The 13522-nt window shown below is 44.3% G+C and carries 14 protein-coding genes; 13 read left to right on the top strand and 1 reads right to left on the bottom strand.

The window, feature by feature from the left end:
* Nucleotides 1-60: 60 nt before the first annotated feature.
* The 13 genes from nadB to yajC all read left to right on the top strand — a co-directional run bounded on the left by nadB (nt 61) and on the right by yajC (nt 13079).
* Nucleotides 61-1650, top strand: a complete 1590-nt coding sequence (nadB, locus tag FZC88_RS17590) for an L-aspartate oxidase (protein ID WP_148995818.1) — start codon at nt 61-63, stop codon at nt 1648-1650.
* Nucleotides 1619-2464 (top strand): carboxylating nicotinate-nucleotide diphosphorylase, encoded by an 846-nt coding sequence (gene nadC / locus FZC88_RS17585; protein WP_148969803.1) that lies wholly within the window; start codon nt 1619-1621, stop codon nt 2462-2464. The genes nadB and nadC overlap by 32 nt, the downstream gene beginning before the upstream one ends.
* 2 nt (nt 2465-2466) lie before the next feature.
* Nucleotides 2467-3573 (top strand): quinolinate synthase NadA, encoded by a 1107-nt coding sequence (gene nadA / locus FZC88_RS17580; protein ID WP_148995817.1) that lies wholly within the window; start codon nt 2467-2469, stop codon nt 3571-3573.
* Nucleotides 3574-3731: 158 nt separating this feature from the next.
* Complete coding sequence (safA, locus tag FZC88_RS24560; RefSeq protein ID WP_262371934.1) at nt 3732-5348, top strand: SafA/ExsA family spore coat assembly protein; 1617 nt, start codon at nt 3732-3734, stop codon at nt 5346-5348.
* Nucleotide 5349: 1 nt separating this feature from the next.
* Entirely contained in the window at nt 5350-6324 is a 975-nt protein-coding gene (locus FZC88_RS17570; RefSeq protein WP_187443680.1) for a phosphotransferase, read from the top strand.
* A gap of 103 nt (nt 6325-6427) precedes the next feature.
* Nucleotides 6428-7165, top strand: coding sequence for a YhcN/YlaJ family sporulation lipoprotein (locus FZC88_RS17565; protein ID WP_148995815.1), 738 nt, complete (start codon nt 6428-6430; stop codon nt 7163-7165).
* Nucleotides 7166-7370: 205 nt separating this feature from the next.
* Nucleotides 7371-7910 carry an intercompartmental signaling factor BofC gene (locus FZC88_RS17560; protein WP_148969799.1) on the top strand — a complete coding sequence of 180 codons (540 nt, stop codon included), beginning with the start codon at nt 7371-7373 and terminating at the stop codon, nt 7908-7910.
* 753 nt (nt 7911-8663) lie between these two features.
* The gene (gene ruvA / locus FZC88_RS17555) at nt 8664-9275 is read left to right on the top strand and encodes a Holliday junction branch migration protein RuvA (protein ID WP_148969798.1); all 612 of its coding nucleotides are present in this window, start codon (nt 8664-8666) and stop codon (nt 9273-9275) included.
* A gap of 28 nt (nt 9276-9303) precedes the next feature.
* Nucleotides 9304-10305: a Holliday junction branch migration DNA helicase RuvB gene (gene ruvB / locus FZC88_RS17550; RefSeq protein WP_148969797.1), complete on the top strand. Its 1002-nt coding sequence runs from the start codon at nt 9304-9306 to the stop codon at nt 10303-10305.
* A 14-nt stretch (nt 10306-10319) separates the two neighbouring features.
* Complete coding sequence (locus FZC88_RS17545) at nt 10320-10502, top strand: DUF2905 domain-containing protein (protein ID WP_148970044.1); 183 nt, start codon at nt 10320-10322, stop codon at nt 10500-10502.
* A gap of 39 nt (nt 10503-10541) precedes the next feature.
* On the top strand, nt 10542-11567 hold the full coding sequence (gene queA / locus FZC88_RS17540; RefSeq protein WP_148995814.1) for a tRNA preQ1(34) S-adenosylmethionine ribosyltransferase-isomerase QueA: 1026 nt from the start codon (nt 10542-10544) through the stop codon (nt 11565-11567).
* 58 nt (nt 11568-11625) lie between these two features.
* Nucleotides 11626-12765 carry a tRNA guanosine(34) transglycosylase Tgt gene (tgt, locus tag FZC88_RS17535; RefSeq protein ID WP_148969795.1) on the top strand — a complete coding sequence of 380 codons (1140 nt, stop codon included), beginning with the start codon at nt 11626-11628 and terminating at the stop codon, nt 12763-12765.
* A gap of 41 nt (nt 12766-12806) precedes the next feature.
* A complete protein-coding gene (yajC, locus tag FZC88_RS17530; protein ID WP_148969794.1) occupies nt 12807-13079 on the top strand; it encodes a preprotein translocase subunit YajC in 273 nt (90 codons plus the stop codon).
* A 68-nt stretch (nt 13080-13147) separates the two neighbouring features.
* Here yajC and FZC88_RS17525 read toward each other — a convergent pair whose 3' ends face one another.
* Nucleotides 13148-13519: a TIGR04086 family membrane protein gene (locus tag FZC88_RS17525; protein ID WP_148995813.1), complete on the bottom strand. Its 372-nt coding sequence runs from the start codon at nt 13517-13519 to the stop codon at nt 13148-13150.
* Nucleotides 13520-13522: the final 3 nt, after the last annotated feature.

The raw sequence follows: 13522 nt of genomic DNA, 5'->3' as shown, positions 1-13522 counted from the left end.
AGTTTAAATATGTGTAAATATATGTGTCAAGACACCTGTAAATAATCAGGAGGGTTTTTGATGGGAAAAACCGATATTATTATCGTAGGAAGTGGCATTGCCGCCTTGCAATTGGCACGTCAACTTCAAAATCATTTTTATGTGATGATTATCACAAAGGATAAAATAAAAAGTGGTAACTCTTACCTCGCTCAAGGCGGGATTGCGGCACCTTTAGGACTGAAGGATTCTGTAAATGCTCATTTTAAAGATACATTGGAAGCAGGACGCTATCACCAGGACGAAGATGGTGTGAATCAACTCATAGCAGATGGAAAAAGAATCGTACAATCCCTGGTGGATGAAGGAGCACCCTTTGATCGAAAAGTGGATGGAAGTCTCTCTCTGGGCATGGAGGGGGCACATAGTGAACATCGGATCCTGCATAGTGGTGGAGATCAAACGGGGAAATATTTAGTGAAGTACTTATTGAAATCCCTTTCAATGGAAAAGGTTGAATTCATCGAAGGGGAAATGGTTTACGAGCTTGTTAAAGACGACAACGGCCATTGCTGCGGGGTGAAAACAAAGGATAAGAATGATTCAATCCGCTATTACTATGCTTCCCATGTCGTCCTCGCCACTGGGGGAATCGGCGGTATATATTCCTCTACATCCAATCATCCAGCTGTGACGGGAGATGGAATGGCGCTTGCCTTTCTTGCAGGGGCAAAGCTATCAGATATGGAATTCATTCAGTTTCATCCGACCCTCCTTTGGCTGGACGGGAAAACATGCGGTCTTATCTCAGAGGCCGTCAGAGGGGAAGGTGCACTTCTGTTAAATGATAAGGGAGAAAGGATCATGGAGGGTGTCGATCCACAACTGGAACTTGCCCCCCGGCATATTGTCGCTGAACGTATTTATAAGGAGCGGCAAAGGGGAAGGGAAGTGTATCTGGATATTAGTAGAATAGAAGATTTCATGGGGAAATTCCCTTCCATCTCCACTCTTTGCTTGAAACATAACATTTCCATCAAGGAAGGGATGATCCCTGTTTCCCCTGGATGTCACTTTATGATGGGTGGGGTCGTAACAGATCATGCCGGGAGAACGAATATCCCAGGGTTATATGCCATCGGGGAAGTTGCATGCACCGGAATTCACGGGGCTAATCGACTGGCAAGCAATTCATTATTAGAAGGATTGGTGTTCGGGGAACGCCTGGGTAAATTTCTTATTCAAAAGGGAGTCAGCCCCTCGCCTCATCTCCACTCCACATCCGACCAGATTAAAGAGGGAGAGTCCCTTAATATCCCCTTACAATCTGCAGATATAAAAGAAGGTATGATGGAGCGTGTCGGGATCATTCGGGATGAAGATGGGCTGCTCGCACATTTGAAGTGGTTAAAGGCACACCCCCTGACATTCCATGAGCTTCTCGATTTTAATTCACGTGAAGAGATTCACATATATTTCATGTGGATCGTAAGCTTGCTCGTGACAAAGTCCGCTTTATTACGGAAGGAAAGCAGGGGAGGTCATATCCGATCAGACTTCCCTCGTGAAGATAATGATCAATGGTTAAAACGGAAAATGGTTTTACAAAACAAAGATGGTAGATTGAGGGTGGAATATCATGAACAAAATGAAACTAAAATCTATGCTTGAAGACTTTTACCGTGAAGATCTGGGTGATGGAGATCACTCTTCTGAAATTCTGTTTTCTAAAGACGATGAAGGATCTTTTTCATTCCTGATGAAAGAGAGCGGTATATTTTGTGGGAAAGATGTGATCGAGGTTGGGTTCGGGCTCTTCAATCCATCAATCCAAGCAAGAGTGTTCATTGAAGATGGAGAAATGGTCGAAACGGGACAATTGATAGCTGAAATCAGAGGTCCTATGAGGGATCTTCTCCAGGCTGAAAGAGTTGTCCTCAATTTGATTCAGCGCATGAGCGGTATTGCCACCGAAACCCATCGAGCCGTACAGCAGGTTAAAGGGAGTGGCGTCCGATTATGTGATACACGGAAAACAACCCCGGGGTTACGGATGCTTGAGAAGTATGCCGTAAGGACCGGTGGAGGATTCAACCACAGAAATGGCCTTTATGATGCCGTCATGCTGAAGGATAATCACATTTCATTTGCCGGATCGATTTCAAAAGCTGTGAATAAGGTGAAGAGTCAAATCGGTCATATGGTGAAAGTGGAAGTGGAAATCGAAACAAGGGAACAGTTGGTGGAAGCGATCGAAAGCGGAGCAGATGTCATTATGTTCGATAACTGTAGTCCAGAGACAATCCGGGAGTGGATCCCTCTTGTTCCCTCTCATATCGTGACGGAAGCATCGGGTGGGATCACGAGGGAAAGTCTCAATGCTTATGCAGAGACAGGTATCCATTATATCTCCCTCGGGTACTTGACCCATTCGGTGAAATCACTTGATATCAGCGCAAGAGTAAGAATAGCGAAAGGGGTATGAACATGGGGTTACTGGATGAATTAACAAAAGAAACGGGTGTATTACCTGAATCGATTACAAGCCTCACAACGGAAGAAATGGAAAACAGAGTGAGGGAAATCAAACGTCAATTAGGAAAGAAGCTTTTTATTCCAGGTCATCATTATCAAAAAGATGAAGTGATCCAATTTGCTGATGCCGTCGGGGATTCCCTTCAACTTGCCCAAATATCCGCTCAAAATAAAGAAGCGGAATTCATTGTGTTTTGCGGAGTCCATTTTATGGCCGAAACGGCAGATATTTTAACGGATGAAAATCAAGTTGTCATCTTACCCGATATGAGGGCGGGGTGTTCCATGGCAGATATGGCAGATATTTATCAAACGGAAAAGGCATGGGGCAAACTGACGGAGCGATTCGGTGATACAATCATTCCCCTCACGTATGTCAATTCCACCGCAGCAATCAAAAGCTTTGTTGGAAAGAATGGAGGAGCAACGGTTACGTCATCAAATGCACACAAAATGGTGGAATGGGCTTTAGGGCAGAAGGAACGGATTCTCTTCTTGCCTGATCAACACTTAGGACGTAACACAGCAGCAGACCTTGGTGTTTCCTTAAGTGAAATGGCTGTCTGGGATCCGATTAGAAACGAGCTGATCCATGATGGGGACCTTGATGGTGTGAAAGTGATCCTGTGGAAAGGCCACTGTTCCGTACATGAAAACTTCACAGAGAAGAATATAGAGGAAATCCGAAAAAATCATCTTGACATGAAGATCATCGTTCATCCTGAATGTCGCCGTGAAGTGGTGGAGAAATCAGATTTTAATGGAAGCACGAAATATATTATAGAAACGATCGACCAGTCGGCTCCAGGATCTTCCTGGGCGATAGGAACAGAAATGAATCTCGTGAAAAGACTGATCAATCAACATCCCGATAAGACGATCGTTTCCTTAAATCCATACATGTGTCCTTGTTTAACGATGAATCGCATCGATTTGCCCCATTTAGTATGGTCATTGGAAAAGATTATGGAGGGAGAACCCGAAAATATCATTACAGTGGATGAAGATACTGCACGAAATGCGATTTTCGCCTTAGAACGCATGTTAGCCCGTGCTTAATGAAGTTAAATAATTATTCGTCCAAGCTGAAATATACCTTCCCATCGTCCGGGACGGTATATTTTTTTTGAATCACTCATAAGTTTTTATGTAGATGATTAGCAATTTGCCTATCTTGTCATAGGATATATAGACTTATGCCTGAGGAGGGAAAAAGAGTGAAAATCCATATTGTTCAAAAAGGGGATACTCTATGGAAAATCGCCAAGAAGTATGGCGTGAATTTCGAAGAGTTAAAACAGATGAATGCCCAGCTATCAAACCCTGACATGATTATGCCTGGCATGAAAATTAAAGTGCCGACTACAGGCGGATCCGTAAAGAAAGAGACACAGATCAAGTACGGTTCCAAGGAAATGCCAAAGAAGGAGATGCCTAAAGCAGAGCATCCGTTCAAAGAGCAGAAGCCTATGGCCATGCCAGTCGAAGAGCCAAAGAAAGAAAAGCCGAAAGAAGTACAAAAGCCATTTGCACCTAAAATGCCTCAACCAGTGGTGCCGGAAATTGATATTAACAACTACTACATGATGAATATGGCGAATATGCAAATGCAACAGCCAATGCAACAACCAAAGCAGCAAGCAAAGCCAAAACCAAAACCTCAAACGCCGCCTAAACCTACTAATGTACTTCCAAAAGCAAAAGAACAGCCAAAGCCAAAACCAAAGCAAGAAGCCATTCAAGGTGTTCAAGAAGAAGAAAGCTTACAAATGCCATCTCAACCACAAGGAGGGAACACCCAGCCTATGTTTAACCCAAATAATTGCGTACCCGTATCACCTGTAATGCCAGGATCAGGTTTCTGTCCACCACATGGATGGGGAATGCATCCAGGAGGATATGGAATGCCGATGGGCCAAGGAATGCCAATGGCGCCTGGAAGCGGGGTTCAGGGAGCTTCCATGATGCCTGGAATGCAACAGATGCCGATGATGCCGCAAATGGGGCATGAAGAAGAGTCTTCATCTGTCATGCCATACATGCCGCATGGTCAAATGCCGATGCAACAGCCGATGCAACAGCCGATGCATATGCAACAGCCGATGCAAATGCCAATGCAACAACCAATGGGTCAGCCGTCCGGAGTAATGGGTGTGTCAGATGAAAATGACTATCCATCCGTTCAAATGCCGCAACAAGTATCACCGGCCATGATGTATCCTCAGAATTGCTATCCAGTCTCTCCTGTCATGCCGGGACCAGGATTCCATGGTGGGTATCCAATGGGGCCGGGAGGTCAAGTTCAGGGAGCAATGTCAGAAGAGTCTCCTTCTTCGATGTATGGACATCAAATGCCGATGGGCCAGCCATCAGGAGTCATGGGAGCCCAAATGGGTGGCCAGATGCCGATGGGTCAGCCGTCCGGAGTAATGGGAGCCCAAATGGGTGGCCAGATGCCGATGGGCCAGCCATCAGGAGTAATGGGAGCCCAAATGGGTGGTCAAATGCCAATGGGTCAGCCGTCCGGAGTAATGGGAGCAAGCGACCAAGGTGATTGCGGATGCGGTGGACCTCAAGGATATGGGCCAATGATGCATCATCCGATGATGCAACAGCAAATGCACCATCAAATGCCTCAAGGAATGCAGCAACAACCATACGGCTTCGGACCAGGAATGATGGGGCAGGGAATGCCTGGCCAAGGTATGCCCGGCCAAGGAATGCCGATGGGACCCCAAGGTCAGGGAACGGGCATGCCAATGGGACCACAAGGAATGTTTGGTCCAAGGGCATTTTCCATGCCGAACTTCAATGACGATGACTTTGAGGGCTAACATGCATGTACGAGGGGACGATTATTCACATCGTCTCCTTTCTTTTTTACAATCTAAGTTAAACGATCCCGGAGCAACCCTTAAAATGCTAAAAGAAGGAAAATGGAAGCTCAAAAGCAATGGAAGAAAGTGGTTTGTGAAACGATTTCCAAATCAACTGAGGTTCTTACATCAGGAACGGCTGATTTCAACGTTGTTAAGGGAAAAGTTTTATCACGTATTGCCGTTTCATCCTATTCACGAGCGGGAGATATTACTATTTGAAGGATCTCCAATCGGTATTACCACATGGTTAGAAACGTCCCGGTCCATCCGTTATGATCAACCTGAAGATAGGGATGATGCTTTAAAAGTACTGAAAAAATTTCATTCAGTATCGAAAAAGATCAACCATTCATGGACAACTGAGATTCCACGATACAAATGGCTGAAAAAATGGAAAAAACGAATGATGCAGTTTCAATATAATCTTCCCTATTTGCAAGCCTTCATTCAACCTTATTATTTGTATACGTATTTAGAATGGGGGAAGTGGGCATTGAAAGAATTAAAATCGATCGACATCGAAGAGTATGGAAAGTGCATTACTCATGGAGATGTAGCACATCATAATTTCTTAAGAGGAAAGAACGGGATGGTGTATATGATTGACTTTGATTTAATGTCACTTTCTACAGAGTTAACCGATGACCTGCAGTTTTGTAACCGGATTTTACCTTATATAAATTGGTCTCTAAGTGACGTCAAACGACTGACACCATTCAAATCATATGAGGATGAGCTCATCTTTTATCTTGGTTTAATGTATCCATCAGATGTGTTTCGAGAGTGGAATCGATTCATCCTTGAAGATCAATCCTATAAGCAGCGTGTGTGGGGTTACTTAATCAATTTAACCCTTCATCAATTTTCACAGCGAATGCAATTCAATCAAGAGCTGCATGGAGAAGTAAAAAGGATCAATACCCAATTGTAGGGGATGTCTCCAAACTTTGACCCGAATGAAAGGTGAGATCCTTTCACAACCTAATGGTGAGCACAAATTATGCTCAAGTATTGGGTTGAAGGAGGAATCACCATTGAATAAACGATTATTCATGGTACCATTAACAGCCGTCATGACAATGGGCCTTGCTGCATGTAACACTGGAGAAGAAGAAGCCCAAGATCGCTATACAGACTCCTATGAGCCCCTCGGCTTCTATTCAAACGAAGGCCACGGGGGAGATAAGGAAGATGAGAGGGACGGACCTCTAACTGAAATGTATGATCATTCTGTTGGGAGGGAAGGGCAGGATATCCGTCAAAAGAAACGGGATTTCCTTCAAGTGAAGGATGAAAATGGAAATCCTCAAAACCCTTCAAGACCACTCGCTAACTATGACGAGAATTTCATGGCCCAAGACGGCCGCGCGAGCCATGGTGATGCGAATTACCACGGTCATCTTGATGATAATACGCGAAATGCGAAGAGATCTTACTACACAGCTTATGAAGGTGATCTGGCTGAGAAAATTGGCGATGTCACAGGAAAAGTTGAAAATGTCAGTGACGTTCGTGCGGTAGCTTATGGTTCTGATGTCCTGATTGCTGTAGAGCTTGATGACCATAGCAAAATAGAAGAAACGAAAACCAGAGTGAAAAAAGCCGTACAGCCATATCTTCATGGAAGAACGGTTTCGGTCGTGACCGATGAAGGTACATTCAGTCGAGTCAGGAACATTGACAATGATTTACGTGACGGCGGCCCAAGAGAAGGTATTAACTTTGATATGCACGATATGTTTAATTCAGTAAAGCACCGCAACAATGAGTAAACAAGGTGAGACTACTTAAAGAGTTCAATCTCTTTGGTAGTCTTTTTTTTGTTCTTTCAAAGTTCACCTTCTTGAGTGGGAATGATGAAACAATGCTCCCTGAGGTCCGTCCCTCGAAAAAATTCACTTAGACTGGATATTCTTAACATGGTTTGGCAAGACTAGTGAATAGAGCGTTACATAATTTAAGTTCGAGGTGATCACGATGACGATTAAGGTTCGAATCGTGTTTATGGTGATGTTGTTGATAGGTGCTTTTTACTTCACGTTTTTTTATACAGAAGAGAAGCAGGCTGCTGATGGAGGCGAGCTGAATGAAACGCCGGCAGAGGTTGCGTCCGCCCACACAATCACGGTGATACTGGAAAGAGTATACATGGATGGTGAGGTCAGTGAGGAAATCGTGCAGGAAACGATTTGGAGCATGGAAGACTTCTGGGCTGCATACGAGGATTGGCAGCTAGTGGATATGACGGAAGAACAGGTCGTGTTTCAAAAACAGATGGATGATATATCCCCTCTCCTAAAGACAAATGGATACTTCGGTATATCCGATAATGGTGTTCTATCCATTTTTAATGGAAAACCGGGACAGGCAGAGATTATTCAATCCTTCTTCCAGATTGATGTAGAGAAGCTTGAAAGTAAGCGGCATGATGATTTAGTCAAAGGCATCCCCATTAAGTCGAAGCAGGAGTATGAAGAAGTTCTCGAACAATTTAAAGCGTACTCCGTCCCTAAATAAGAGTGTAAAACCAGTGCACATGCCACTGGTTTTTTTTCGTAGAAGTTTCCCCTGCCCAAGCTTTTCATAATCCGATAAAATTAGAACAAGTGTTTCTTTTTTGTCTCCCTTCCCCATCACTTCAAATAGTGATATGATACAATAGGTTTTATATGACTTCTGAAAAGGCTCTTTATGTAAGGTTTGTTGCTATCTTAGAGAAGAAAGTAGTAGTTGATTTCCGCTACAGGATGCTCGCTTTCCGCGGGGCTGGCGGTGAGCCTCCTCGGCTTTGCCTCCGGGGTCTCACCTGTCCAGCTATTCCAGCAGGAGTCGAGCACCTTCCGCTCCAATCAACTTTCTGAGCATGTATCCTTTAAAGAAACATATAAAATCAATAATTATTGCAAATAACCTCATATAAAGTGAGTAGTACTTGATTTCCTTTTGTTGAAGAGAAACTATTTTTTCTATAGATTTTACTTTGTCACTTTTGAGCTCTGTCACGAAAATCTTTTAAAGGTAGTGAGGGGAAATGCGTAGACTCCTGCGGAAGAACGGTCGTGCCGAGACCCCGTCCGGCTAAGCTGAGGAGGCTCGGCCGAACGCTAGCTGCAAGCGAAGCAGTTCCCCTCACCATCCAGCACACACTGATTGACAGAGCGTAGGCAGATAATATGTTAAAAACAACAACCTTTGCAAAAAGAGTCTTTTGAATTTGGATGAGAGACTAAAGATAAAGTAGTGAGATGTACCATTAGGGGAGAGAATGAGATGTATGAATATATAAAAGGGACAGTGACTCAAGTGGGTCCCGAGTACGTAGTGGTGGAGAATAATGGGATCGGGTATCAGTTGTATACGGCGAATCCGTTTGTTTATTCTAAATATCAAAATCAAGAGATTCAGATTTTTACATATCAGCATGTACGTGAAGATCTTATTGCCCTTTATGGTTTTCTGGCAATGGAAGAAAAATTGCTATTTATGAAACTATTAAATGTTTCAGGAATTGGTCCAAAAGGAGCTTTAGCGATTCTGGCTTCAGGTGCCCCCCAGCAGGTAATCACCGCCATCGAAGAAGAGAATGAGAGTTTCTTGACGAAGTTTCCCGGTGTGGGTAAGAAGACAGCTCGTCAGATGATCCTGGACTTAAAAGGGAAGCTTCAGGATGTTGTGCCTGATTATTTTCCAAGTTTATTCTCAAATCCGGAGGAGTCCGAAGTGTCCTCAGGGAAGGATGAAGCATTTGATGAAGCGATTCTTGCCCTTAAAGCCCTGGGCTATTCAGAACGTGAAATCAAGAAAATCACTCCAAAGTTAAAAGGAGAAGGGCATACATCAGACGAAATCATCAGGAAAGCTCTTCAGCTTCTATTGAAATAAGTGGATTCCATGAAGGGAGGAAGTCTGAATGGAAGAAAGAATCGTATCAGGCGAATCAGAGATAAATGAAGATTCCTTTGAATATTCCTTGCGTCCTCAGACAATAAAACAATATATTGGACAAGATAAAGTAAAGCATAACTTGGAGGTTTTCATTGAAGCGGCAAAGATGCGTCAGGAAACCCTGGATCATGTTCTTCTTTATGGGCCACCGGGATTGGGGAAAACAACCCTCGCTGCTGTGATTGCAAATGAAATGGGCGTAAACCTGCGCACCACATCCGGCCCTGCCATTGAGAGACCGGGAGATTTAGCTGCCGTCCTGACGGCACTGGAGCCCGGTGATGTGTTGTTCATCGATGAAATCCATCGTTTGCCACGGGCGATCGAAGAGGTTCTTTACCCGGCAATGGAAGACTTTTGTTTGGATATTGTCATAGGGAATGGTCCGAGTGCCCGGTCTGTTCGTTTGGACCTTCCGCCTTTCACACTCGTGGGAGCGACGACCCGCGCCGGTGCATTATCAGCCCCTCTTCGTGACCGATTTGGAGTTTTATGCCGTTTGGAATATTATAATGAGGAACAGTTGAATGAAATTGTTCAGCGGACAGCGGCGATTTTAAATACAAAGATCGAAGCGACTGCTTCTGAAGAATTGGCCAGGAGGTCGAGGGGCACCCCACGTATCGCCAATCGGTTACTCAGAAGGGTGCGGGATTTTGCCCAGGTGAAGGGCAATGGTGATATTACGACCAACCTTTCAAGGGAAGCCCTTGAGCTTCTTCAAGTGGACAAACTGGGCCTAGATCATATCGACCATAAGCTTCTAAAGGGCATCATCGAGCGCTTTAGAGGCGGTCCGGTAGGACTTGATACAATCGCCGCAAGTATCGGGGAAGAGTCACACACGATTGAAGATGTATACGAGCCGTATCTTTTGCAAATCGGGTTTATCCAACGGACTCCAAGAGGAAGGATCGTCACTCATCTTGTGTATGAACATTTCCAGCTGGAGGTGCCAGACAATTGACGGGAAAGTTACTGATGATTATAGGTGGAATCATTCTTATTATCGGATTCCTGATGCAATTTATCAAAATAGGTAAGCTTCCTGGAGACATTATTATTAAAAAAGAAAACACAACATTTTATTTTCCACTTATGACTTCTATTCTGTTAAGTGTTATACTTTCCGTTGTCTTTTATTTAATTGGGCGATTTAAATAGGAATCATGGGTGAGATTTAAATAAGCTAGGTGACAAATTGTGAAAGTAGAAGATTTTGATTTTCATTTACCGGAAGAACTGATTGCCCAGACTCCCCTGGAAAATCGTTCCGAGAGTAAACTGATGGTATTGGATAAAAATGATGGGTCCACAGATCATCTCCATTTTAAAAATATCGTGAATTTCCTGCACGAAGGGGATTGTCTCGTTTTAAATGACACAAGAGTACTACCGGCACGTCTTTTTGGACAAAAAGAAGATACGGGTGCCAATATTGAAGTGCTTCTTTTGAAACAAGAGGATGGAGACCGGTGGGAGACGCTTGTAAAGCCTGCCAAACGAATTCGCGTAGGCACTGAGATCGTGTTCGGGGACGGAAAGTTAAAAGCAACCTGTGTCGGCTTGAAAGACCATGGTGGGAGAATCCTTGAATTTCAATATGAGGGGATATTCTACGAAGTGCTCGATGAACTAGGGGAAATGCCTTTGCCTCCATATATCCGTGAGCGTTTGGAAGAACAGGACCGCTACCAGACTGTATTTGCCAGGGAAAGAGGTTCAGCGGCAGCTCCGACTGCAGGTCTCCATTTTACGGAAGAGCTGTTGGATGAGCTGAGGGAAAAGGGTGTACATATTGCATTCATTACCCTTCATGTGGGACTGGGGACGTTCAGACCGGTTTCCGTCGATACGATCGAGGAACATGATATGCATGCCGAGTTCTATCAGGTATCCGAAGGGACCGCCCGTCTATTGAATGAAGTAAGGGCAAATGGCGGGCGCATCATTACAGTCGGAACCACATCCACCCGGACTCTGGAAACCATTGCTTCAAAGCACGGGACTTTCGTGGAAGAGAATGGCTGGACGAATATTTTCATTTATCCGGGATATGAGTTCAAGGGGATCGATGGTCTCATCACGAATTTCCATTTACCGAAGTCTACCCTGATCATGCTTGTCAGTGCCTTTGCGGGACAGGAAAACGTGATGCATGCCTATGAAACGGCAGTTAAAGAGAAGTACCGCTTCTTCAGCTTTGGAGATGCGATGTTTATTAAGTAATACGCTGATTGAACAAACTATTTACCCCTTTATGGAAAGTGGAAGGAGATTTCACACGTTGACTGCAATAAAATATGAATTGATTAAAACATGTAAACAAACCGGTGCAAGACTGGGCCGCGTCCATACGCCACACGGTTCATTCGAAACGCCAGCCTTCATGCCTGTAGGAACCATGGCCACTGTAAAAACCATGTCACCGGAGGATTTGAAATCCATGGAATCCGGCATCATTCTTAGTAATACCTATCATCTATGGTTACGTCCCGGTCATGAAATCATCAGGGAAGCTGGCGGCCTTCATAAATTCATGAACTGGGACCGTGCCATCCTTACTGATTCAGGCGGATTCCAAGTGTTCAGTTTGAGTAAGCTTCGCCAGATTGAAGAAGAAGGGGTCCATTTCCGTCATCATCTAAATGGGGATAAGCTCTTCCTCAGTCCGGAGAAAGCGATGGAGATTCAGAACGCATTGGGCTCTGATATCATGATGGCTTTCGATGAATGTCCACCGTATCCTGCTGAATACGACTATATGAAGAGTTCTGTAGAGCGTACGACACGTTGGGCAGAGCGCTGTCTGGAAGCTCACCAGCGACCGCAGGATCAAGGGTTATTCGGAATCGTCCAAGGTGGGGAGTACGAAGAGCTTCGGAAGCAAAGTGCCCGTGACCTTGTATCCATGGATTTCCCCGGTTATGCCGTAGGTGGCCTTTCTGTCGGCGAACCGAAGGACGTCATGAACCGCGTACTTGATTTCACGACGCCACATCTTCCTTCAGATAAACCTCGTTACCTGATGGGGGTTGGATCTCCGGATTCACTGATCGATGGTTCGATGCGCGGAATTGACATGTTTGATTGTGTCCTCCCAACCCGTATCGCCCGTAACGGTACCCTTATGACAAGCGAAGGCCGCCTGGTTGTGAAAAACGCTAAATTTGCAAGGGATTTCAGACCGATCGATGAGAATTGCGATTGCTATACATGTAAAAATTACAGCCGTGCGTATATCCGTCATTTAATTAAATGTGACGAAACGTTCGGAATTCGCCTTACGACTTATCATAACCTTCATTTTCTGTTAAAATTAATGGAGCAAGTCAGACAAGCGATTCGCGAAGATCGTCTAGGAGACTTTAGAGAAGAATTTTTCGAGCAATACGGATTCAACCGGCCTGATGCGAAAAACTTCTAAAAGCTAAACCATAAATAGATAGATGAAAGGAGGGGAAAAGAATGGGAGGAAGTTTAGGAACAATTCTACCTTTAGTATTAATGTTCGTTCTGTTTTACTTTTTACTGATCCGTCCTCAGCAAAAGCGTCAAAAAGCTATTTCAAAAATGCAAAATGAACTTGCTAAGGGTGATAGAATCATCACGATCGGTGGATTGCATGGTGCGATCGATGCCATCGAAGAAGGAAAAGTAGTCATTCTATGTGGTGACGGCAGCCGTCTTACATATGATCGTAATGCGATCAGAGAAGTAGTGAGAGCAGATCAAGTATAATAAAAAAGGGTTCCTCATCATTGTGCCAAGGCACTTTGGGAGGGACCCTTTTTTATTTGGTGAGGGAACTAGTTCTCCCTGTTTCCACCACTCATATTCACCCCGAGGATCCCTCCCATCATGGCTGTGAGGATATAGCAGCCATGATAGATGAGCTGCTCCATTGAAAATAGACTATCGTACCCGAGGTATTGAAATAAGAAGATGACCAGGGTGTAAATGAGCCCTGTTGATCCTCCGAGAACCCATCCTTTTGTCTTTCCTTTCCCACCAGACATAAATCCGCCAACAAATAAAGACAGAAACGATATGATGGTGACAAATAATGTGATGGAGCTTTCAGTCAGTTCCGTAAACCGAAGCAGCAAAGAGAATAATAAGCTTGCGACAATCGCTATGACAAATATGGTTGTTGTCCCGTATAGAACGGCACCTCCCATTTT

Source organism: Rossellomorea aquimaris (genome assembly GCF_008180865.1).
Classification (GTDB): domain Bacteria; phylum Bacillota; class Bacilli; order Bacillales; family Bacillaceae_B; genus Rossellomorea; species Rossellomorea yichunensis.
This window is presented reverse-complemented; position numbering and strand designations above follow the sequence as displayed.